Raw genomic sequence first — 21,577 nt, forward strand, 5'->3', positions numbered from 1 at the left:
GCCGGCGGCGCCGCCGGCGCCGCGGTGCTGCTGGCCGGCGGCGCGGCGCTCACCGCCACCGGGCTGCTGGGGGGCGGCGGCGCGGAGGCGGGCGCGGCGGACGGCGTCTGGGTCTACGACCCGAAGGGGACATTGAGCGGCGGCCCCGTGGTCCTCGGGGACCTGGTCTTCGCGACCACGGGCATCGGGACGGCGACGCTGCACGCCGTCGACCGCCGCACGGGGCACAAGCGCTGGACGGCGGGCGGTGTGCGGTCCCCGGGCGACCTCTTCCCGCTCGGCGTGGCGGCCTACGGCGGCGTCGTCTACGCCCCCGGCGACGATGAGATCATCGCGCTCGACCGCGGGACCGGCCGCGCGCTGTGGGCCGCGCCGACGCCCGGCGGCTACACCATGGAGGCGCCCGTCATCGGGGCCGGGCTGCTGTTCGCGCCGCAGAGCAACGCGGAGTCGCAGGTGGAGGCGTACGACGGCCGGACCGGCGCGCAGCGCTGGGTGTTCGACACGGGCGGGTTCATCAGGGCGCCGCTGGTGACCGACGGCTCGCTGCTGTACGCGCTGGCGGAGGGAACCGTGTTCGGCGTCGAGACGGTGACGGGGCGGGTGCGGTGGCGGCACGAACTGGGGCGCGACGTCGAGGTCGTGGGCGCGCCGGTGGCGGCCGGCGGCACGCTGTACGTCATCGACGCGAAGAGCGTCCTGTACGCCCTGGACGCGGCGACCGGCAAGGCGCGGTGGACGCAGCGCAAGGGCGGTCCGGGGAGCGCCTCCCCGCAGACCGCGGTGAGCGCCTCGGGCGGGACCGTGTTCACCGGCGACGGGTCCCGCACCGTGTCGGCGTTCCGGGCCCGGGACGGCCGGCCGCTCTGGAGGCACGCGTTCCCCGGCCGGAACCCGGACGGGCGCAGGCTGCTGCCCCTGGTGGCGGGCGGCGTCGCGATCCTCTCCTTCGACGACTCGCTGTACGCGCTGGACGCGGCGACGGGACGGGTGCGCTGGCAGGCGGGCGGCCTGACCGGCCCCGACCAGCGGCCGGTCCTCGCGGCCGGTGCGGTGCATCTGGCGAGCTGGGACGCGGTCGTGTCCTACGACCCGGCGACGGGCCGGCTGCTGCACCGCAGGCCCCGCACCGACCTGCAGGCCGAGAACCTGACCGCCGCCGGCGACGTCATCTACTGGACGGACGGGGAGGGCCTGCACGCCGCGAAGGCGCCGCACTGACGTCCGCCGCCGCCTGTTCCCCAGGGCCGTCGCCACGGTATTTCAGATTAAACCAGTAGGAATAGTTGCATAGAAGGGACCCGGCGTGTTCTGATACCGGCATGCGCCTCCGGCCCCGCCTCGTCCGCCGCCGTCACGTGGACCTGCTCCGCGTGACCGCCGCGCGCTGTCCGGCCTGACGACCCGCCCGCGGGCCCGCCCCCCGGCGGTCCCGCCCGCCCGTCCCGTCCCCCCAGGTCCGGCGCCCTTTGCGAGGGCACGAGCCGGCCCTTCGCCCGAGGAACACGCGTTTCCCATGCTCAGAGAACCCCTGCCCAGAAACACGCCGCCCGTCCGGGCCTCGGTCGCCGCGATCGCCGCGGTGGCAGCGCTCGCGCTCACCGCCGCCGGCTGCGGGACGTCCGCGCGCAGTGCCACCGGCACCGTCAAGATCGGCTACTTCCAGGGCGCCGTCGCCGGCCCCGAGGCGGTCGTCGCGGCCGACAAGGGCCTGTCGGCCAAGGTGCCCGGGAAGATCGAACTGCGCCCGATCGACAGCGGCGTCGCCGGCATGGCGCAGCTGCGCGCCGGCGCCTTCCCCTTCGTCGCCGGCGTCGGCAACCCGCCCTTCACCGGCGCCTTCACCAGCGGAACCGACGTCAAGGCGGTGTACGTCGAGGGCATCGACGCCTCCGGCCTCGCAGTCGACGGCAAGATCAAGGCACCGCGCGACCTGAAGAAGGTCGGCGTGCTCGTCGGGTCCACCCTCGACTTCCAGCTGCGCGGCTGGCTGAAGTCGCAGGGCCTCACCGGCACGGTGCAGATCGCCAGCTTCGCCAGCGAGGCCGCCGAGGCCGCCGCCTGGAAGGCGGGCAAGATCGACGCCGTCTACATCAGCCAGTCGTTCCTGCTGGAGCTGCAGAAGCACAAGGCGCGCGTGCTGGTGCGGTCCACCGACATCGCCGCGCTCGGCTACGCGGCGGTCAACATGCTCGCGGTGTCCTCGGCGTACGCGCGGCAGCACCCGGAGGTGGTGCAGGCGCTCGTCTGCCAGCTGTCCAAGGCGGAAGCGCTCGTCAAGGGACCGCAGGCCGACAAGTACATCGCTCCGGCGGCCAAGTTCGTCGGCGTCGCGCCCGCCGACGCGATCGCCGCGACCAGGAGCTACCCGTACATCCCCGCCTCCGAGGAGGGCGCCTGGCTCAAGGGCCCGGACGGGACGGCCGCCACCGGGAAGCTCGCCCAGAACTTCAAGCTGACCGCCGAGTTCCTCGTCACGCAGGGCCGCGCCAAGACCGTCCCCGACCAGGCGCGGATCGCGCAGCACATCGATCCGTCCTTCTGGGACAAGGCCCAGTCTGGAGGCTGCAAGTGAGCACCATCGAGACCCGGCCCGCGATCGCCGGGCCCGTCGCCGACGGCGGCGACGAGCCGGCCGGGGTGCGGTTGCGGGACGTCCGCAAGACGTTCAGCCGGCGGCGCCGTCCGGGCCGTGCCGCGCTGAACGGGGTGACCCTCGACGTGCGGCCGGGCGAGTTCCTGTGCCTGCTCGGCCCGTCCGGCTGCGGCAAGTCCACGCTGCTGAACATCGTCGCCGGGTTCACCGCCGCCGACTCCGGCGAGGTGCTGGTCGGCGGCCGGCCGGTCACCGGGCCCGGCCACGACCGCGGCGTGCTGTTCCAGACGCCGAACCTGTTCCCGTGGCTGACGACCTGGCAGAACGTCCTGTACGGGCCGAAGGCGCGCGGCGCGCTGACGCCGCGGGTCCGCGAGGAGGCCGAGCGGCTGCTGGAGACGGTCGGGCTCGCCGACGCCCGCGACGCCTACCCGCACGAGCTGTCCGGCGGGATGCGGCACCGCGCCGCGTTCGCGCGGGTGCTGGTCAACCGCCCCGGCGTGCTGCTGATGGACGAGCCGTTCGGCGCGCTCGACGCCATCACCCGCGCCGCGATGCAGCGGTTCCTGCTGGAGCTGTGGCAGCGGCACCGCACCACCATCGTGTTCGTCACGCACGACGTCGAGGAGGCGGCGCTGCTCGGCGACCGGGTGTGCGTGCTGTCCGCGCCGCCCGCCGGGACCAAGGACGTCATCGACATCGAGCTGCCGCGACCCCGCGCGTACGAGGACACCGAGACGCTCGCGTTCGTCAACGCCAAGCGCCGCATCCGGGAGGTGCTGGAGCGATGACGGCGACCACCGAAGCACCCGCGGCCACCGCCGCCGCGCCCGGTGCCGCCCACGGCTCGCCGCGGTCGTGGCGGCGGGTGTGGACCGGCGCTGGCGCGATCGCCCTCGCACTGGCGGTCTGGGAGGTCGCCGCGCTGGTCATCGGCGACTCGGTGACCCTGCCGACCGTCACCGAGACCGCCCGCACCCTTGCCGAGTACCTCGCCAAGCCGTACCCGGAGGTGCAGGGCAAGACGCTCGTCGCGGACGCGCTGATCAGCACCGGGCGGATCCTCGCCGGTTTCCTGCTCGGCACGGCCGCCGGGCTGGTGCTCGGCGCCTCCATGGCCGGCGTCCGGGTGGTCCGCGAGCTGGCCGACCCGCTCATCGCGATCATGCGGCCGCTGCCGCCGATCGCGTTCATCCCGCTGCTGGTGGTGTGGTTCGGCATCGGCGAGACCTCGAAGATCGCGCTGATCTTCTTCGGGGTGCTGCCGATCGTCACGGTCGCGACGCTCGGCGCGCTCGACGCCGTCCCGCCCGACCTGCTGAACGCCAGCCGCAGCCTCGGCGCGTCCCAGCTGCGCACGATGCTGCACGTGCGGCTGCGCGCCGCCGTGCCCGGCGTCATCACCGGGATGCGGATCGCGATGGGCGGCGCGTGGACCGCCATCATCGCCGCCGAGATGATCGCCGCCACCGGCGGCGTCGGCTACCTCATCCTGCAGGCCGGCAACTACCTCCAGACGCCGCTGATCTTCAGCGGGATCGCCGAGATCGCCGTGCTCGGCTTCGCCTTCGACGGCCTGCTGCGGCTGCTGCTGCGGCTCGCCGACCCCACCGTCCGCCGCTAGAAAGGGCACGAACCATGACCGAATTCCGCCGCATCGGCGGCCGCATCGGGGCCGAGTACACCGGGACCGACCCGAACGACCTGCCCTTCGAGGAGGTCAACGACGCGCTGCTCGCGCACAAGGTGCTGGTGTTCCGCGGCGCCGGCCTCGACGACGAGGGCCAGCTCCGCTTCGCCGCCCGGTTCGGGGAGCTGACCCGGGCGCACCCGACCGTCCCGTCCGTGGACGGCCAGCCCGACATCCTGCCGGTGAACGGCGAGGAGGGCATCCGGTCCAACAACTGGCACACCGACGTCACCTTCGTCCGGACACCGCCGAAGCTCAGCACGCTGCGCGCGCTGGTCGTCCCGCCGTACGGCGGGAACACGCTCATCGCCAACTCCGCCGCCGCCTACCGCGACCTGCCGGAGCGGCTGCGCGACTTCGCCGACGGGCTGTGGGCCGTGCACACCAACGACTACGACTACGCGGTGCCGCGCAGCAACACCGAGAAGGCCCTCGAATACCGGAAGGTGTTCACCGCGCGCCGCTACCGGACCGCCCACCCGGTCGTGCGGGTGCACCCGGAGACGGGTGAACGCGGCCTGTTCATCGGCGGGTTCGCGCAGGAGATCGTCGGGCTGTCCGGCACCGAGTCGCGCGACATCCTGCGGCTGCTGCAGCGGTACGTGACCCGTCCGGAGAACATCGTGCGGGTCGCGTGGAACCCCGGCGACCTCGTGCTGTTCGACAACCGCATCACCCAGCACTACGCGCCGGACGACTACGGCGACCTGCCGCGCGTCCTGCACCGCGTCACCGTCGCAGGCGACGCGCCCGTGGGCGTGGACGGCGAGTCCAGCCGCATCCTCGAAGGCGACGACGCGGGCCACTACACCCCTGCCGCGGCGGCCACCGCCGCCGCATAGCGCTCCCCGCCGGCCGGGGCCGGGCGGTCCGTTCCGGGACCGCCCGGCCCCGGCCGTTACGGCAGGGTGCGCCCGAACGGTTACATCGTGTCACCCCAAGGCAAGGTCATTGCCTGTTGTAGTCGCCCTGAAGCTGTGAGTAACTGGTTCCGGCCGACCACGCCATGATCCAGCGAGGGGAACGACGATGGACGAGCGCAGCGCTGCCCGCGGACCCGGCTGCGGGACGGACGGGCCGGCGCGCGGGACCGGGGCCGGGGCCGGAACCAGGACCGCGACCGCGGACGGCGGCGCGGCGGCCGAGCGGGTGCGCCGGCTGCTGTCCGGGCCGACCGGGCCGGGCACGTCGGCGGCGCGCCTCCTCGATGCGCTCCGCACCGTCCCGCCGGCGCCGGCCGCGCCGCCCGCGCCCCTCGACGGCGCCGAGGCGCCGTCCGTGCGGGAACCGGACGCCGAAGCGCCGGACGCACATGACCCGCAGGACGTGCAGGACCCGCAGGACGACTGCGCGGCCGAGCCGGAGGCCGCCGTCCCGGTGCTCCCGACGCCGCTGCCGAGCCCGACGCGCAAGGGCGGCCACTTCTCCCCCGGCTACGCCGAACGCGAGTGGGGCGACGGCTCGTACCCCCCGCTGTACTGCCCGCTGACCGCCCGCATCGACGACGACCTCGCGCTCGTGGTCAACGACCGGCTCGTCGAGTGGGCCGGCGAGGTCGGGATCTACGCCGACCAGCTGGACAAGTTCCGCAACACCGGGTTCGGGCGGCTCGCCGTCCTCGCCCACCCCGAGACCGACGACGTCGACCCGCTGCTGCTCGCCGCCAAGATGAACGCCGCCTGGTGGGCGTGCGACGACTACTACGCCGACGAGACCGACCTCGGCGCCGTCCCCACCGAGCTGCCGCCGCGGCTCGCGCTGGTGATGTCGGCGATGGACCCGCCGCCGGACGCGGGCAAGTACACCGCGCAGGTCGAGGAGGCCGTGGAGTCCGACCCCGTCCTGCGGGCGCTGCGCTCGGCCACCGGGCACCTGAAGCGGCACGCCGGCCCGTCGCAGGTCATGCGGATCCTCAACACCACGTTCCAGATGTACGTGAGCTGGACGGCGTACGCGGCGTGGCGGCACCTCGGCGAGCTGCCCCCGGTGTGGCGGTACCTCGCCGCGCGGCAGCACGACAGCTTCTACACCTCCATGACGCTGATCGACGTCGTCGGCGGCTACCAGCTGGACGCGAACCTGTTCTACGAACCGCGCGTGCACCGCGCGGTGATGCAGGCCGGCACCGCCTCGGTGATCGTCAACGACCTGCACTCGGTGGAGCGGGAGGCCGCCGACGACCTGCCGGACTGCAACGTGGTCCTGCTGATCGCCGAGGAGGAGGGCTGCGCGCTGGAAGAGGCGGTCCGGGCGGCCGTGGCGATGCACAACGACTTCGTCCGCGGGTTCGAGGACAGCCAGCGGGAGCTGGCCTCGCTCCCCTCCGCCGAGCTGCAGCGGTTCCTGCTCGGCGTGCAGAGCTGGATGGGCGGCTGCCTGGAGTGGCACGGCGCGTCCGACCGCTACAAGTGACCACCCGCCCCGAGTGACCGCACCGCCCGAGCGCCCAACCCGCCCGAGCGCCCAACCCGCCCGAGTGACCCGCCCCGCCGCAAGTGACCCACCCCTGCCCGATGACCCGAACCCCACGAAAGGATCACCGGATATGACCGCCACCCAGGACTCCCCGGTCCTCGGCAGCCTCTACCAGCACTCGGTCGCCGAGTACTGGAACGCCGAGCGCAACCCGGTCAACCTCCGGCTCGGCGAGGTGGACGGGATCTACCACCACCACTACGGCATCGGCGCCCCCGACTGGACCGTCCTCGACGGCCCCGCCGAGACCCGCGAGCAGCGGACCATCGCCGAGCTGCACCGGCTGGAGAGCGCCCAGGCCGACCTGCTCATGAGCCACCTCGGCCCGGTCAAGCCGTCCGACCGGCTGATGGACGCCGGGTCGGGGCGCGGCGGGTCGAGCCTGGTCGCCAACGAGCGGTTCGGCTGCCGGGTCGACGGGGTGTCGATCTCGGAGTCGCAGGTCGCGTTCGCCAACGACCAGGCCGAGCGGCGCGGCGTCGCCGACAAGGTCCGCTTCCACTTCAAGAACATGCTCGACACCGGCTTCGAGACCGGGGCGTTCCAGGCGATCTGGAACAACGAGAGCACCATGTACGTGGAGCTGGGCCTGCTGTTCGCCGAGCACGCCCGGCTGCTGCGGCGCGGCGGCCGGTACGTGACCATCACCGGCTGCTACAACGACGCCTACGGGCTGCCGTCGCGGGCCGTCAGCGAGATCAACGCGCACTACATCTGCGACATCCACCCGCGCAGCACCTACTTCCGGGAGATGGCGGCGAACCGGCTCGTCCCGGTGAGCGTCATCGACCTCACGTCCGCGACGATCCCGTACTGGGAGCTGCGTGCGAAGTCGACGCTGGTGACCGGCATCGAGCAGGCGTTCCTGGACGCCTACAAGGGCGGCAGCTTCCAGTACCTGCTGATCGCCGCCGACCGCATCTGAGCGCCGGCCGCATCTGAACGCCGGCCGCCTCTGAGCAGGTCCGGACCGAGCGAGGGGGGAATGCCGCGGCCCGCCGGTGGGAGCACCGGCGGGCCGCGGGGTCCTCAGCGGGCGGTCCGGGCGGGCGTCAGCTCGCCAGGAAGGTGCGGACGGCGTTCAGCACCGTCGTGTCGGTGAGGTAGGTGAGGTGGTTCTCGCAGGCCACGTAGTTGTTGGTGGCGCCGCTGAGCATGGTGCTGGTGTAGGGGTTGATGACGCCGTCGCAGGGCGAGTACCAGGTGGCGTACTTGGTGTCGCCGGGCGTCTCGTCACCGGAGGCGAGCGTCTGGATGAACGACGAGCCGGGCGACATCTGCTGGCAGGTCGTGTAGATCAGGCAGGCGTAGGCGGCGGTGGTGCCGTGGTTGGCGCCGGCGAGGGACGCCAGGTGCTTGACGTACTGCTGGCCGCCGAGCTCCTTGATGTACCACCAGCTGACGAGCCCGCCCATCGAGTGGTTCACGATGTCGACCTTCGACGCGCCGGTCTGCGCCCGCACCTGGTTCACGTAGGAGGCCAGGCTGGCGGCGTTGGTCTTGTTGTCGCCGTAGGAGTTGTAGTTGAACGCGAACATCTCGTTGCTGCTGTAGCCGGCCGCGGCGAACACCGCCTCCGCGGTGACCCAGTTGGACGCGTTGCCGGTGTAGCCGTGGATGAAGACCACGGGCGTGTGCCCGGCCGCCTGCGCGGGCGCGCTCACGCCGACGACGGCACCGAGCACGGTGACCGCCGCGGCCAGGAGAGTGCCGAGAATCCGGCGCATCTGCTCCTCCTCGGGGGGTGGGGGTGTTTCGTCACCGAGTGTCGGTGCCGTCGCCGGTCACCGCATCGGCGAAATCACCGGTCTCGCGCGTCCGGTGCGTGCTCGCGCTGGAACGTCGCGTAGAGCCACCAGAGCGACGGCAGGAGCAGCAGCGCGCCGACGCCGAGGGAGGCGAGGCTCGCGACGAGGACGGAGCCGGTGGCCGCCGCCTCGTCCAGGTCGACGCCGGGCAGCAGGTGCGGGTACTGGCCGACGCCCCACCCCCACAGCAGCCCGACGACGGCGAGGGCGGCGGTGGCGCGGACGGCGACGTACGCGCGCCGCCACAGCAGGACCATCGACGCGAGCCCGGCCGCGATCGACACCACGAGCAGCGGCAGCCCGCGCCCGGACGTCAGCTCGGTGAACAGCCGCGGCGCGTCGGCGTGCAGGACGGCGAGGCCGCCGCCCGACAGGACTCCGACGACCGCGCCGGCGGCCAGCGCCCGCCGCCGGAACCGCTCGGCCAGCTCGGGCTGCCCGCCGCGCTCGGCGTCCCGGGTGAGGTAGACGGCGGCGAGGTAGGCGGCGACGCCGACCGCGAGGCCGCCGCTGATCAGCGAGGTCGGGTTGAGCCAGCTGGTCACCAGGTCGCCCTTCGCCAGTCCGGGCGGGACGCGGAAGGAGGCGATCGCGCCGGCCACCGTGCCGAGGAAGAACGGGGTGACGAGCGAGGAGAACGCGAACGTGGCGCCGAACAGCCGCTGCTGCCACAGCGCCGTGCTGGCCTTGCGGAACGCGAACGCGGCGCCGCGCGCGATGATGCCGAGCGCGGCGAGCGTCAGCGGGATGTACAGGGTGGAGGCGAGCGCCGCGAACACCGGCGGCAGGCCCGTCCAGGTGACGACCAGGACGAAGATCAGCCAGACGTGGTTGGTCTCCCACACCGGGCCGATGGAGTGCTCGATCTGGGCCCGCTCCGGCCGGCCGCGCTCGCTGCCTCCGGCGATCAGGTCCCAGACGCCGCCGCCGAAGTCGGCCCCGGCGAACAGCACGTAGGCGCTGAGGCCGATCCACAGCACGGCGAGCAGGATCTCGGCCGCCACGGCTCAGACCACCGTGAACCCGGTGACGTCCTGCTCCTGCGGCGCGATCGGCACCGGCTTGTCGCGGGCCATGCGCCGCAGCACGTACACCGACGCGACGGTGAGCACGGTGTACACGATCCCGACCAGGACGGCGCCCCAGACGAGGCCGGGCGCGGGGTTGACGGCGTCGGCCGTGCGCAGGACCCCGTACACGATCCAGGGCTGCCGGCCGACCTCCGTGACCGTCCATCCCGCTTCGAGCGCGCCGACGGCGGCGGCGCCGGACACCGAGGTGGCGAGCAGGAACCACCGGGTGCGGGGCAGGTCGCGTCTGCGCCACCAGTACAGGCCGAGCCAGAGCGCGAGCAGCAGCATTGCGAACCCGAGGCCGACCATCACCTGGAAGCCCCAGTGCACGATGTTCACCGGCGGGCGGGCCTCGGGCGGCACCGTGTTCAGGCCGACGATCTCGGCGTCCGGGTCGGCGTGCGCCAGCAGCGACAGCCCGTGCGGGATCCCGACCGCGTAGCGCAGCTCGCCGTCGATCGCGACGCCGGCGATGTGCAGCGGGACGCCGCGCGCGGTCTCGAAGACGCCCTCCATCGCGGCGAGCTTGATCGGCTGGTGGTCGGCGACGAACCTGGCCGCCCAGTCGCCGACGACGACCTGCGGCAGCGCGACGACGGCGGCGACGGTGAACGGCAGTAGCAGGCCGAGCCGGTGGTAGCGGTCGCGGCGCCCGCGCAGCATCGCCACCGCGTACACCGACGCGATGCCGAACCCGGCGACCATGAACGCGGCGAGGATCATGTGGAGTGTCTGGGACGGGAAGGACGGGTTGAACATGGCCCGCCAGGGGTGTACCTCCACGATGCGGCCGCGCACCGTCCGGAAGCCGACGGGCGCCTGCATCCACGCGTTCGCGGTGACCACGAAGAACGCGCTGAGCACGCCGGCGACGACGATCGGCACGCCGGACAGCAGGTGCTTCACCGGGCTCAACCGGTCCCACGCGTACAGGTACACGCCGAGGAAGATCGCCTCGATGAAGAACGCGATGCCCTCCAGCGAGAACGGCAGCCCGATGACCTGCCCGTAGACGCCCATCATGCCGGGCCACAGCAGGCCCATCTCGAACGACAGGATCGTCCCGGACACGGCGCCGACGGCGAACAGCACGCCCATCGCGCGGCCCCACCGGCGCGCGAGCAGCCGGTAGTTCGCGTCGCCGGTGCGGTGGCCGCGCCATTCGGCGATCAGGGTGATGGCGGGCATGCCGACGCCGAGGCAGGCCAGCACGATGTGCCAGCCGAGCGAGACGGCCATCTGGGTCCGCGCGGCCACCAGGTCGCCCGGGGTGGCACCGGTCGCCAGCTGTCCCATCACGGTCACGTGCCGCTCCCCCCGGATGCCGTTCGCGCAGGTGTCCGGCGGGGTCGTACCCGGGCGCCGCGCGGCGACGCGGGGGCCGGGACGATCATGGGCCGCCGTTGACCATTCCGGGTGTCAGTCCTGTTCGCGGCGGGCGCGGGCGCGGCGCTTGCCCTCGTGCATGGCCTGGACACGGGCGATGGGGATGGTGTGGCCCTCGGCGACGAGGTCGGCGGGCAGGGGGCGCGCGGCGGGCATCAGCTCCGCCCAGGGGTCGCGGTCGGCGAGCAGCCGGGCCGCCGTCCGGACGGTGAAGGCGTGCGGGTCGGCGGCGTCGATCTCGTCCCACGGGACGGGGAAGGACACCGGGGTGCCGGGCCTGATCCGGGGGCTGTAGGCGGCGGCGACGGTCGCGCCGCCCGCCCGGGTCGAGTCGAGGAACACCTTGCCGGCGCGGTCCTCGCGGATGAACGCCGTGGTGGCGAGGCCCGGGTCGAGCCGTTCGGCGCGGGCGGCGAGCGCGCGGGTCGCCGCCGCGGCGTCGTCGGCGGCCGTGCCGCCGTCGAGCGGGACGAACACGTGCACGCCCTTGGACCCGCTGGTCTTCACGGCGCCGTCGAGCCCGCAGTCGGCGAGCGCGCGCCGCACCAGGTGCGCGGCGCCGACCGCGGCGGAGAACGGGCCGCCGTCCGGCGGGTCGATGTCCATCACCAGGTGGGTGGGGTGGCCGGGGTCGGCGGCGGTGGCGAGCGGCGGGTGGTACTCCACCGCGCGCTGGTTGGCGAACCACAGGAGGGTCCGGCGGTCGTCGCAGAGCGCGTAGGACACCTCCCGCCGCGACGTCTCGGCCCACACCGTGACCCGGCGCACCCAGGGCGGCGTGTACTTGGGGAGGTTCTTCTGCATGAACGGCTTCTGGCCGCGCAGGACGCGGATGACGGACAGCGGGCGGCCCGCCAGCCGCGGGACGAGCCGGCCGGCGACGGCGTCGAGGTAGTCGACCAGATCGCGCTTGGTCGCCTCGGCGCCGTCGAACAGCGGCTGGTCGAGGTTGGTCAGCCGGACCCCGTCCCGCTCCTCTTCGGTGCTCACATCCCCACCTTCGCACGCGCCTCCGACAGGCCGGTCGGGTAGCGTCGGGGCGTGTACATACCCGCACATTTCTCAGCCGGTGACGCCGAGGTCCGCGCGCTGCTGGACGGCTGCGGCCCGGCCGACCTCGTCACGAGCACGCCGCGCGGCCTCGTCGCGACGTTCCTGCCCGTCCTGTACGACCCGGACGCCGGCGAGCACGGCGCGCTGCTCGCGCACGTCGCCCGCAACAACGACCAGTGGAAGGAACCCGCCCAGGGCGAGTCGCTGGTCGTCGTGCACGGGCCCGACGCGTACGTGACGCCGTCGTGGTACGCGTCCAAGGCCGAGCACGGGCGGGTCGTGCCGACGTGGAACTACCTCACCGCGCACGTCTACGGGCGGCTGGTCGTGCACGACGACCCGGCGTGGCTGGAGTCGCTGGTGCGGCGGCTCACCGACAGGCACGAGGCGGGCCGGCCGGACGCCTGGTCGGTGGACGACGCGCCGCCGGAGTACATCGCCGGGCAGCTGCGCGCGATCGTCGGCCTGGAGCTGGTCATCACCCGGATCGAGGCGAAGGCGAAGCTGAGCCAGAACCGGCCGGCGGCCGACCGGGACGGCGTCGCCGCCGGGTACCTCGCCGACGGCGACCCCGCCATGGCCGAGGCCGTGCGCGCCGCGGCCGGGCGCGCCGCGGCCCGGCCGGAGGCGCCGGGACGGTGAACGCCCGCACGGTCAGCCCGGTGCTCGTCGGGCGCGAGCGCGAGTCCGCCGCGCTCGACGCCGCCTTCCGCGCCGCCCGCGACGGCACCCCGTCGGCGGTGCTGCTCGGCGGCGAGGCCGGGGTCGGCAAGACCCGGCTGGTCGCCGAGTTCGCCGCCCGCGCCCGCGCCGAGGGCGCGCGGGTGCTGGTCGGCGGCTGCCTGGAGCTCGGCACCGAGGGGCTGCCGTTCGCGCCGTTCACCGCGGCGCTGCGCGGGCTCGTCCGCGACGTCGGCGTGGACGGGGTGCGCGGCCTGCTGCCGGCCGGCGCGGGCGACGGGCTGGGCCGGCTGCTGCCCGACTTCGGCGACGCGGACGCGGGCGCGTTCACCGCCGAGTCGCGGGCCCGGCTGTTCGAGCTGGTGCTGACGCTGCTGGAGCGGCTCGCCGCGTCCGGTCCGGTCGTGCTGGTCGTCGAGGACGCGCACTGGGCGGACACCTCGACCCGCGACCTGCTGACGTTCCTCGTCCGCAACCTCGGCACGGGCGACGCGCTGCTGGTCGTCGCCACGTACCGGACCGACGAGCTGCACCGCACCCATCCGCTGCGGCCCGTCCTCACCGAGCTGGAGCGCGTCGAGCACGTCGCCCGCGTCGAGGTCGGGCGGCTCGGCCGGGACGAGGTCGGCGACCTGGTGCGCGGCATCCTCGGCGCGGACCCGCCGGCCGGCATGCTCGCGGAGGTGTTCGGGCGCAGCGAGGGCAACCCGCTGTTCGTCGAGGCGCTGGTCGGCTCGGGCGCGGGTGAGGACCTGCCGGAGTCGCTGCGCGACCTGCTGCTCGGCGCCGTGCAGCGGCTGCCGGAGGACACCCAGGAGATCCTGCGGGTCGCGGCGGGCGGTGGCGCGCGGATCGAGCACGAGCTGCTCGCGGCGGTCGCCGGGCTGGACGAGCGGGAGCTGACCCGCGGGCTGCGGCCCGCCGTGGCGGCGAACACGCTGGTGGTGGACGGCGACGGCTACGCGTTCCGGCACGCGCTGATCCGCGAGGCGGTGCACGACGACCTGCTGCCCGGGGAGCGGACGCGGCTGCACGTCTGGTACGCGCGGGTGCTGGAGGAGCGTCCGGAGCTGATGCCGGCCCGGGCGCGGGCGGTGACGCTGGCGCACCACTGGCACGCCGCGCACGACGTCGTCCGGGCGCTGACGGCGGCGTGGCTGGCCGTCGGGGAGACGCGACGGGCGCTCGCCTACGCCGAGGCGCTGCGGATGGCGTCGCGGGTGCTCGGGCTGTGGGAGCGGGTGCCGGACGCGGCGGAGCGGATCGGCGTCCCGCACGTCCAGGTGCTGGAGGAGGCCGTCGAGCTGGCCGACCTCGCGGGCGAGCCGGACACCGGGGTCCGGCTGGCGACGGAGGCGCTGCGGCACGTGGACGCCTCGGCCGACCCGGTGCGGGCGGCCCGGTTCTACGAGCTGCGCGGCATGATGCGGCTGCGGTCGGGCAGCGACAAGGCCCCGGCGGACCTGCGCGAGGCGGCCCGGCTGGTGCCGGCCGACCCGCCGTCGGCCGAGCGGGCGCGGGTGCTCGCGACGCTCGCCACGAAGATCGTCGGCCTGCACGGCACCCGGCCGGAGGCGGACGCGGCGGCGCGCGAGGCGCTGGAGGTCGCGCGGGCGGTCGGGGACACCGAGGTGGAGCTGTCCATCGAGCTGAACGTGGCGTGGCTCGACCTGTTCCACGACGGCGATCCGGAGGCGTTCTTCGCCCGGATCGCGCGGGTCGCCGAGCGGGCCTCCGAGGTCCGGGCGTTCGAGCCGCTGCTGCGCGCGTTCACCAACCACTCCGACGTGCTGGAGATGTACGGGCGGCACGCGGAGGCCGCCGAGGTGGCCGCCGCGGGCATCGCCCGGGCGGAGGAGTACGGGCTGGCCCGGTCGGCGGGCGGGCACCTGTCGGTCAACGCGGCGGAGCCGCTGGTGTCGCTCGGCCGGTGGGACGAGGCCCTCGGCGTGATCGGGCGGACGCTGCCGCGGACGTCGGCGGGCGTCATCCGGGCGGGGCTGCACAACCTGGCGGGGTCGGTGGCGCTCGCCCGCGGGGACCTCGACGGCGCCGAGCGGCACGCGGCGGAGACGCCCGGCCTGATCGCGCGCGGCGCGGCCCGGCGGGCGCAGAACCTGTTCCCGGTGTGCCGGCTGAGCGCGCTGACCGCGCTCGCGCGGGGGCGCCCGGCCGAGGCGCTGGACGCGCTGGACCCGATCCTCACCGACGTCGGCCTGCCCGACGACTCCCGGTACGCGCTGCCGGGGCTCGTGGTCGCGGCCATTGCCTGCGCGGAGTTGGGGCACACCGACGCGCTGGCGAAGGTGCGGGCGCGTGTGGAGGGGCTGCGCGTCTACGGGCCCGTGCAGGAGGCGCACCGGCTGACGTTCACCGCCGAGGCCGCGCGCGCCGAAGGCGTCCTGGACGAGGCGGCGTGGAACGCGGCGGCCGCGGCGTGGGACGCGCTGCACCAGCCTTACGAGACGGCGTCGGCGCTGGTCAGGGCCGGTGAGGCGGGGCTCACCGGCGGGCACCGGGACCGGGCGGGCGCGGCGCTGCGGCGGGCCGCCGACCTCGCGGCCGGGCTGGGGGCCATGCCGCTGCGCGACCGCGCCGCCGACCTCGCGCGCCGCGCGGGGGCGCCGGCCGGCGGCGAGCGCCCCGCCCAGGGGCTCGGCCTCACCCCGCGCGAGACCGAGGTGCTGCGGCTCGTCGCCGCCGGGCGCAGCAACCGGGAGATCGCCGAGGCGCTGTTCATCTCGGTGAAGACCGCGAGCGTGCACGTGTCCAACATCCTCGGCAAGCTCGGCGTCGCCGGGCGCGGCGAGGCCGCCGCGCACGCCCACCGGCTGCGGCTCTTCGACTAGGGGCGGTGCAGGCCGTCAGGCGGCCGGGCGGAGCGGGACGATCCGGGTGGTGACGCGGGCGTGCGGCCGGCCGGCGGCGCCCGGCGCCCGGCCGCAGGTGTGGGACGCGACGTCGCCGCCGACGTGCAGGCCCGTCGGGACGAGCCGGTTCGTGCGGAACGCGAGGGCGGGGTCGCGCAGCATCGGGTTCGACCAGGGGATCAGCTCCGCGAGCAGCGTGAACGTCGGGTCGATCACCTTGGTGACGCCGTCGTCGTCCACCACCTCCACCCAGGCGTGCACGACGTCGGGCAGCCCGACGACCCAGCCGATCCGGGTCGTCGCGGGCACGCCCTCCTCCCGGCATAACCGCTCGATGTAGCGGCTGGCGGCGCCGCAGCCGGCGAAGCCGCGCGGGACCAGGTCCGGGTCGTCGCGCAGGTCGGCGGGCAGCCGGAGGTAGCGCGGCTCGGCGCCCATGAACTCGCGGACGATCGCGCGCAGCGCGGGGGCGCGCAGCACCGGGCAGTCGCCGACCGTCCGCAGCACCGCCGAGATCGCCATCGCGGGACCGGACGACCGCGCGGTCGTCGCGGCCGCGTCCGGCGCCGCGCCCACCCGGCGGCCGCCGCGCCCCGGATGCGCCCGGACGTGCCGGACCGCGCCGCCGTAGGCGCCGGTGCGGGGCCGGGCGAGGGCGTTGTGCGCGTCGGGGTGGCAGCCGTCGGGGTCGCCGCAGGCGACGCCGAGCTCGAACCGGGACACGCGCGGCGCGATGAGGTCCTCGCAGGACGAGCGGGTCCAGCGCAGCAGCGACGCGACGTCCCGCTCGACGGGCGTGCGCCCCGTCCCGGAGTACAGGGCGAGGTTGAACAGGTCGCGCGCGTCGAACCGCTCCCGGCCGGGCTCGCCGGTGGACGGCAGGCCGTGCCGGGCGAGCGCGGTCACCGTCCGGTCGTCGCAGGCGAGCATCCGCGCGGCCTCGGCGCGCCCGGTGTCGGGCCGGTGGTGGCCGGGCGGGATGACGTAGAGGCCCTCGAGCGCGCTCAGCAGCCGGCGGTCGGCGCCGTGGCGGGCGCGGTCGCGGTCGCGGGTCGTGGTCCTGTGTGCGGTGGCCATGTCAGCGCATCACGATCCGGTAGTCGGACGGGTCGAGGGTGCGGGTGCGGCGCCGGTAGCCGAGCATCGAGCCGGGCCAGTTGCTGGCGTTGCGGCGGCGGCCGTCCGAGCCGCCGCCGGAGTGCAGGTACCAGCTGTCGCAGCCGCCGGCGTTCCAGACCGTCCCGTCCAGGCGGTGCTGGAGCGCGGCGTCGAAGCCGGCGAGCACCCCTTCGCGGACGTCCATGTAGAGCACTCCGGGATCGCGCAGCGCGCGGGCCGCCTGCACGATGTAGGAGATCTGGCTTTCGAGCATGTGCACCACCGACCCTGAGCCGACATTGGTGTTGGGCCCGTACATCAGGAAGAAGTTCGGGAAGCCCGCGACGGCCATCCCCAGGTAGGCTCGCGGTCCGTCCCGCCACGCCTCGTCCAGGTCCCGCTCAGTGAGACCTCTGACGCGCATGGGGGCGACGAAGTCGCGGGTGCGGAAGCCGGTCGCCATGATGACCGTGTCGGCGGGGTGCTCGCGTCCGTCGGCGGTGACGAGGCCGTCCGGTGTGGCGCGGACGACGGCGCTGGTGACGACGTCCACCTGCGGGAGGTCGAGGGCGCGGTAGTAGTCGCTGGACACCAGGACGCGTTTGCAGCCCAGCTCGTAGCCGGGGACGAGGCGCGCGCGCAGCCGCCGGTCCTTCACCGACCACAGCGTCGTGCGGCAGAGCGCGCGGACGTGCGCCGACAGCACCTGGCGGCCGCGCGGCGCGATCAGCATCGGGTTCAGCAGCGCCTCGAACCAGACGAACACCGCGAGGCGCGACAGCCGCTGCAGCAGCGGGATCCGCCGGTTGAGCGCGGTGCGCAGCCGCGGGTAGCGGCGGTCCCACTTCCAGCCGACCCACTGCGGCTCGCGCTGGAAGACGGTCAGCTTCGCGGCGCGCGGCGCGATCCGCGGGACGAACTGGACCGCGCTCGCGCCGTTGCCGACGACCGCGACGGTCCGTCCGGTGAGGTCGTGGCCGTGGTCCCAGCGGGCGGAGTGGAACACGGTGCCGGCGAAGTCGCCGAGGCCCGGGATGTCCGGCACCGACGGCACGCTGAGCTGCCCGCACGCGGCGACGAGCAGGTCGGCGCGGTGCACCTCTCCCCCGGCCGTCCGCAGGTTCCACTGCCCGGTCTCCGGGTCGAAGTCGGCGCCGGTGATCTCGCAGCCGAACCGGACGTGCTCCAGGACGCCGTACTTGCGGGCGCAGTGCCGCAGGTAGTCGAGGATCTCGGGTTGCGGGGCGAACCGCCGCGACCAGTCGGGCTTCGGCTCGAACGAGTAGGAGTACAGGTGGGAGGGGGCGTCGCAGGCGGCCCCCGGATAGGTGTTCTCCCGCCAGACGCCGCCGACGTCGCCGGCCCGCTCGAACACCGTCAGGTCGGTGAAGCCGGCGCCGATCAGCCGGATGGCGAGCCCGAGCCCGCTGAACCCGCTGCCCACGATCGCGATCGACGGCCGTCCCGGCATGCCCGTCACATCCCTCACTCAATTGGCGCTACGCCAATAGTGACGGACGAGACGTCAAAAGGAAACGGCCCGCCCGCCGGGGAGGCGGGCCGCGCTCAGCCCTGCGCCGCGGGGCGCCAAGGCGAGTCGGGCTCGGTGGCGCGCGGGCGCTCGGCCACGCGCAGCGCGTAGGTCGGGGTGTCGGCGGCGACCGGGCCGAGATAGGCGTGCCCCGTCAGATGGCACCACGCGGGCAGGTCGATCGGCGCCGCCGGATCGCTGGCGATCAGATGGACGACCGTGCCGGGCTCCAGGCCGGCGAGACGCCCGCGCAATTCCAGCAGCAGGCGCACGCAGGAACGGTCCCCGCCGTCGATGACCACCGCTTCCGAACCCATCCGGCCTCCCCCGCCGCCCGCTGTTGTGGCGACCAATCACCTCATGGGGGAAATATAGGGCTTTAGGGTCTCCGCTTCACCGAGGAACATCCCGCGGCAGGCGATCGTTACAAGCTTCGGGAGAACCCGCCGCACCCCGGTGGACGATCCCGGCCGGAGCGCCGGCGAGGGCGATCGAAAGCCCGTCCCGGCGCGACTTCGGAGCCGATGGCGCCTCGCCGGCGCCGCCCTCGCACGATCCCCGCCGGACCCGCGTCCGCGGCCGGGCATGCGCGCTTCCGAAGCGACGAACACGGAGCAATCGGAAGTGAACGCGGTGATCGACGATATGAGGGAGCAGCGCCCCACTCTTGACCCTCTCTTTCAGGTTTCGTCCAGCTTTGGGGCTTACAGTCGCAGTGAAGCACCCCCAGAAGTCACCCACGTGAGGAACCTGACCTTGGGGCGAGCCATGGAACTCGGAGCAGCGCGAGTGCAGAGCACGGAGACCTGCGGGATCGTGTCCTTCCCCGCCGAGGTCGACCTGAGCAACGGCGAGGAGATCCTCGGCCAGGCCCTCGGGCTGCTCGATTCCGGGGCGCCCGCCCTCATCCTCGACCTCTCCGGCTGCACGTTCTGCGACTCCAACGCGCTGAACGCCATCCTGCGCTCGCAAGTGCGCGCCACCGAGCTCGGCGTGCCGATGTGGGTGGTGCTGCCGCCGCGCGGCATCGTCCGCAGGATCGCCGACGTCGCGGGCCTGCCGCGCCGCGTCGCCATCGCGCCGGACGTGACGACCGCGCGCGAGGCGCTCGCCGCGCCCGTCCCGCACGCCTGACACCCGGGCCGTCCCGGGCCGTCCCGGGCCGTCCCGGGCCGTCCCGGCGGCGGCCGGGCCGCCGGGGACGCGCCGCCGTCGCGTCCGCTCAGCCGACGCGTTCGATCCGGGCGTGCCGGATCAGGAACTTCCCGGCCTCGCGCACCTGCTCGAACGCCGCGTCGTTCAGCAGCACGCAGCTGCCCGACGCCGAGGTGACCACGACCGTGGTGGACTTGCCGTTGTCGAGGTTCGTCACCTTCACCTTCGTCTCGACGGGCAGCCGGTCGCTGGACGCGGCGGGCGCGCCGGCCTCGCCGGACAGCGTCACCGTCGACCCCGCGCACACGACGTCGCCGCCGCCGGACGCGGCGGGCGCCGTGCTCTTCGCGGGCGCCGTGCTCTGCGGGGGCGTCGATGTGGGCGGGGTGCTGGACGACGGTGCCTGGGCCGCCTGCGACCCGCCCGCCGCCGCCTCCTCCTTGCCGCAGAACGACTCGGTGAACGCGTCGACCGTCTCACCCCGCGCCTTCTTGGCGCGCGCGCCCAGGCACAGGGACGTCACCTTGTTCGCGGGCCCGAGCCCGCTGGTCGCGTTGACGGTGTTCGCGAACCGCTCGCGCTGACGGCAGTGGAAGGCCAGCCCGAAGTCCAGCTTCGCGTCGCCCTTCGCGGCCTGCGCGTCGACCGCCCGGCAGATGGCGCTGACCTGCATCGCGGGCTTCTCGCCTTTCGCCCGCGCCGCCTGCCGCAAGTTCTCCAGCCGCGCGAACTGGGTCTGGTCGCAGCGTTCGGCGGCGGGGACGTCGACCGTCCGCCCCGCCGCGATCCGCTGCTGGAGGGCCGCGCAGCCGGACGACTCCGCCGCGACCCGTCCCGCCTGCCGCTGCTCCCCGGCACCGCACGCGCCCGCGCCGAGCAGCGCCAGCAGCCCGGCCGTGCCGAGCGCCGCGCGCACCGCATTCCGCCGCATCATTCGAACCGCTCCTTCCGGTGGTGGACTCGCCTGGGTTACGAGCCCTCCCGGACGGCCGGTTCATAGATCAACTGCGCCTTAAGTCGGCCTGAACTGCGCCCCGGCGCGGCGCCCAGGCGCGCCGCGCCGCCGTGATCTCTTTGCGTGATCTTGTGGTTCGCGGGATGCCCGACGGTCGCGGGCCGGGCATGGATCACGGGGACCGACGCGGACGGGTGTGGGAGCGGAGCGCGATGCAGGTGCAGCCGACGGGCGGACTCGGGCGGATCCCGGTCCTGGATGTGGCGCCGGTGGTCGGCGGGGGCCGGTGGCCGGCGAAGGCCGTGGTGGGCGAGACGGTCGAGGTGTCGGCGACGGTGTTCCGGGAGGGGCACGAGATGCTCGGCGCGGCGGTGGTGCTGCGCGGCCCGGACGGCATGGAGCAGCCGGGCGAGCGGATGTCCGAGGTCGGCGTCGGGCTGGACCGGTGGGCGGCGCTGGTGACGCCGGACCGGGAGGGCGAGTGGTCGTTCCGGATCGAGGCGTGGGGCGACCCGATCGCGCACTGGTGGCACGACGCCCAGATCAAGATCCCGCGCGGCCAGGACGCCGAGCTCATGCTCGCCGAAGGCGCCACCCTGTTCACGCGTGCGGCGCGCGGCGTCCCCGCGAAGGACCGGCGGACGCTGGCGCGGCTGGTCCGCACCCTGTCGGACGGGGACGGCGACGCCCTCGTGCGGCTCGCCGCCGTCAAGCACCCCGACATCGCGGATGTCTTGGAGCGGCATCCGTTGCGGGATCTGCTGACGGTGTCGGACTGGTACCCGCTGCGGGTCGACCGGCAACGCGCCCTGTACGGGGCCTGGTACGAGTTCTTCCCCCGTTCCGAAGGCGCCGGGTTCGACCCGATGGGACGCCGCGGACCGATGTCGGGGACGTTTCGCACCGCGATGAAACGCCTGCCCGCCATCGCCGACATGGGCTTCGACGTCGTCTACCTCCCACCCATCCACCCGATCGGCACCAGCCACCGCAAAGGACCCAACAACACCCTGGACGCCGGCCCGTATGACCCCGGCTCCCCCTGGGCCATCGGCTCACCCGAGGGCGGACACGACGCGATCCACCCCGACCTGGGCACCCTGGCCGACTTCGACGCGTTCGTCGCCTACGCCGCCGACCACGGCCTCGAAATCGCCCTCGACCTGGCCCTGCAATGCTCCCCCGACCACCCCTGGGTCACCGACC

The 21,577-nt window shown here is 74.3% G+C and carries 19 protein-coding genes; 11 read left to right on the plus strand and 8 right to left on the minus strand.

Annotated features, from left to right (window positions below; translation table 11 throughout):
- The 7 genes from J4709_RS52455 to J4709_RS52485 all read left to right on the plus strand — a co-directional run.
- Positions 1-1,221 (plus strand): outer membrane protein assembly factor BamB family protein (locus J4709_RS52455; protein ID WP_208253035.1); only part of this gene is annotated, 1,221 nt, incomplete at its 5' end.
- 295 nt (positions 1,222-1,516) lie between these two features.
- Positions 1,517-2,575, plus strand: coding sequence for an ABC transporter substrate-binding protein (locus J4709_RS52460; protein ID WP_208253036.1), 1,059 nt, complete (start codon positions 1,517-1,519; stop codon positions 2,573-2,575).
- Complete coding sequence (locus J4709_RS52465; protein WP_307802182.1) at positions 2,572-3,387, plus strand: ABC transporter ATP-binding protein; 816 nt, start codon at positions 2,572-2,574, stop codon at positions 3,385-3,387. Before J4709_RS52460 ends, J4709_RS52465 begins: the two co-directional genes overlap by 4 nt.
- Entirely contained in the window at positions 3,384-4,220 is an 837-nt protein-coding gene (locus tag J4709_RS52470) for an ABC transporter permease (protein WP_208253037.1), read from the plus strand. The genes J4709_RS52465 and J4709_RS52470 overlap by 4 nt, the downstream gene beginning before the upstream one ends.
- A 14-nt stretch (positions 4,221-4,234) precedes the next feature.
- Positions 4,235-5,128 (plus strand): TauD/TfdA dioxygenase family protein, encoded by an 894-nt coding sequence (locus J4709_RS52475; protein WP_208253038.1) that lies wholly within the window; start codon positions 4,235-4,237, stop codon positions 5,126-5,128.
- Between the two features lie 187 nt (positions 5,129-5,315).
- Positions 5,316-6,698, plus strand: coding sequence for a family 2 encapsulin nanocompartment cargo protein terpene cyclase (locus J4709_RS52480; RefSeq protein WP_208253039.1), 1,383 nt, complete (start codon positions 5,316-5,318; stop codon positions 6,696-6,698).
- 133 nt (positions 6,699-6,831) lie between these two features.
- Positions 6,832-7,686, plus strand: coding sequence for a geranyl diphosphate 2-C-methyltransferase (locus J4709_RS52485; RefSeq protein ID WP_208253040.1), 855 nt, complete (start codon positions 6,832-6,834; stop codon positions 7,684-7,686).
- Positions 7,687-7,813: 127 nt separating this feature from the next.
- On the opposite strand, the gene J4709_RS52490 is transcribed toward J4709_RS52485, so the two are convergent.
- The 4 genes from J4709_RS52490 to J4709_RS52505 form a co-directional block, all read right to left on the minus strand.
- Positions 7,814-8,488 (minus strand): esterase/lipase family protein, encoded by a 675-nt coding sequence (locus tag J4709_RS52490; protein ID WP_208253041.1) that lies wholly within the window; start codon positions 8,486-8,488, stop codon positions 7,814-7,816.
- Positions 8,489-8,562: 74 nt separating this feature from the next.
- The gene (locus J4709_RS52495; RefSeq protein WP_208253042.1) at positions 8,563-9,573 is read right to left on the minus strand and encodes a cytochrome d ubiquinol oxidase subunit II; all 1,011 of its coding nucleotides are present in this window, start codon (positions 9,571-9,573) and stop codon (positions 8,563-8,565) included.
- Between the two features lie 3 nt (positions 9,574-9,576).
- On the minus strand, positions 9,577-10,938 hold the full coding sequence (locus J4709_RS52500; RefSeq protein ID WP_208253052.1) for a cytochrome ubiquinol oxidase subunit I: 1,362 nt from the start codon (positions 10,936-10,938) through the stop codon (positions 9,577-9,579).
- A gap of 123 nt (positions 10,939-11,061) precedes the next feature.
- Positions 11,062-12,018 (minus strand): DNA polymerase domain-containing protein, encoded by a 957-nt coding sequence (locus J4709_RS52505; RefSeq protein WP_208253043.1) that lies wholly within the window; start codon positions 12,016-12,018, stop codon positions 11,062-11,064.
- Between the two features lie 51 nt (positions 12,019-12,069).
- Here J4709_RS52505 and J4709_RS52510 point away from each other — a divergent pair, with 51 nt between their 5' ends.
- Both J4709_RS52510 and J4709_RS55340 read left to right on the plus strand, forming a co-directional pair.
- A complete protein-coding gene (locus tag J4709_RS52510) occupies positions 12,070-12,723 on the plus strand; it encodes an FMN-binding negative transcriptional regulator (protein WP_208253044.1) in 654 nt (217 codons plus the stop codon).
- Positions 12,720-15,611 (plus strand): helix-turn-helix transcriptional regulator, encoded by a 2,892-nt coding sequence (locus tag J4709_RS55340; RefSeq protein WP_208253045.1) that lies wholly within the window; start codon positions 12,720-12,722, stop codon positions 15,609-15,611. Before J4709_RS52510 ends, J4709_RS55340 begins: the two co-directional genes overlap by 4 nt.
- A 15-nt stretch (positions 15,612-15,626) precedes the next feature.
- Here the strand turns inward: J4709_RS55340 and J4709_RS52520 are convergent, their stop codons facing one another.
- The 3 genes from J4709_RS52520 to J4709_RS52530 all read right to left on the minus strand — a co-directional run bounded on the left by J4709_RS52520 (position 15,627) and on the right by J4709_RS52530 (position 18,578).
- Positions 15,627-16,709 carry a hypothetical protein gene (locus J4709_RS52520; RefSeq protein ID WP_208253046.1) on the minus strand — a complete coding sequence of 361 codons (1,083 nt, stop codon included), beginning with the start codon at positions 16,707-16,709 and terminating at the stop codon, positions 15,627-15,629.
- Between the two features lies 1 nt (position 16,710).
- On the minus strand, positions 16,711-18,219 hold the full coding sequence (locus J4709_RS52525; RefSeq protein ID WP_307802183.1) for a flavin-containing monooxygenase: 1,509 nt from the start codon (positions 18,217-18,219) through the stop codon (positions 16,711-16,713).
- A gap of 77 nt (positions 18,220-18,296) precedes the next feature.
- Positions 18,297-18,578: a sulfurtransferase TusA family protein gene (locus tag J4709_RS52530; protein ID WP_208253047.1), complete on the minus strand. Its 282-nt coding sequence runs from the start codon at positions 18,576-18,578 to the stop codon at positions 18,297-18,299.
- Positions 18,579-19,050: 472 nt separating this feature from the next.
- On the opposite strand from J4709_RS52530, the gene J4709_RS52535 reads away from it, so the two are divergent.
- Complete coding sequence (locus tag J4709_RS52535; RefSeq protein ID WP_208253048.1) at positions 19,051-19,395, plus strand: STAS domain-containing protein; 345 nt, start codon at positions 19,051-19,053, stop codon at positions 19,393-19,395.
- Between the two features lie 88 nt (positions 19,396-19,483).
- Here J4709_RS52535 and J4709_RS52540 read toward each other — a convergent pair whose 3' ends face one another.
- Positions 19,484-20,350 carry an RlpA-like double-psi beta-barrel domain-containing protein gene (locus J4709_RS52540; protein WP_208253049.1) on the minus strand — a complete coding sequence of 289 codons (867 nt, stop codon included), beginning with the start codon at positions 20,348-20,350 and terminating at the stop codon, positions 19,484-19,486.
- Positions 20,351-20,583: 233 nt separating this feature from the next.
- Between J4709_RS52540 and J4709_RS52545 the strand changes: the two genes are divergently transcribed.
- Positions 20,584-21,577, plus strand: a 994-nt coding sequence (locus J4709_RS52545; RefSeq protein ID WP_208253050.1) for a maltotransferase domain-containing protein, incomplete at its 3' end; no start/stop codon positions are given.

Origin of the sequence: Actinomadura violacea (assembly GCF_017573465.1) — a bacterium.
GTDB classification, from domain to species: domain Bacteria; phylum Actinomycetota; class Actinomycetes; order Streptosporangiales; family Streptosporangiaceae; genus Spirillospora; species Spirillospora violacea.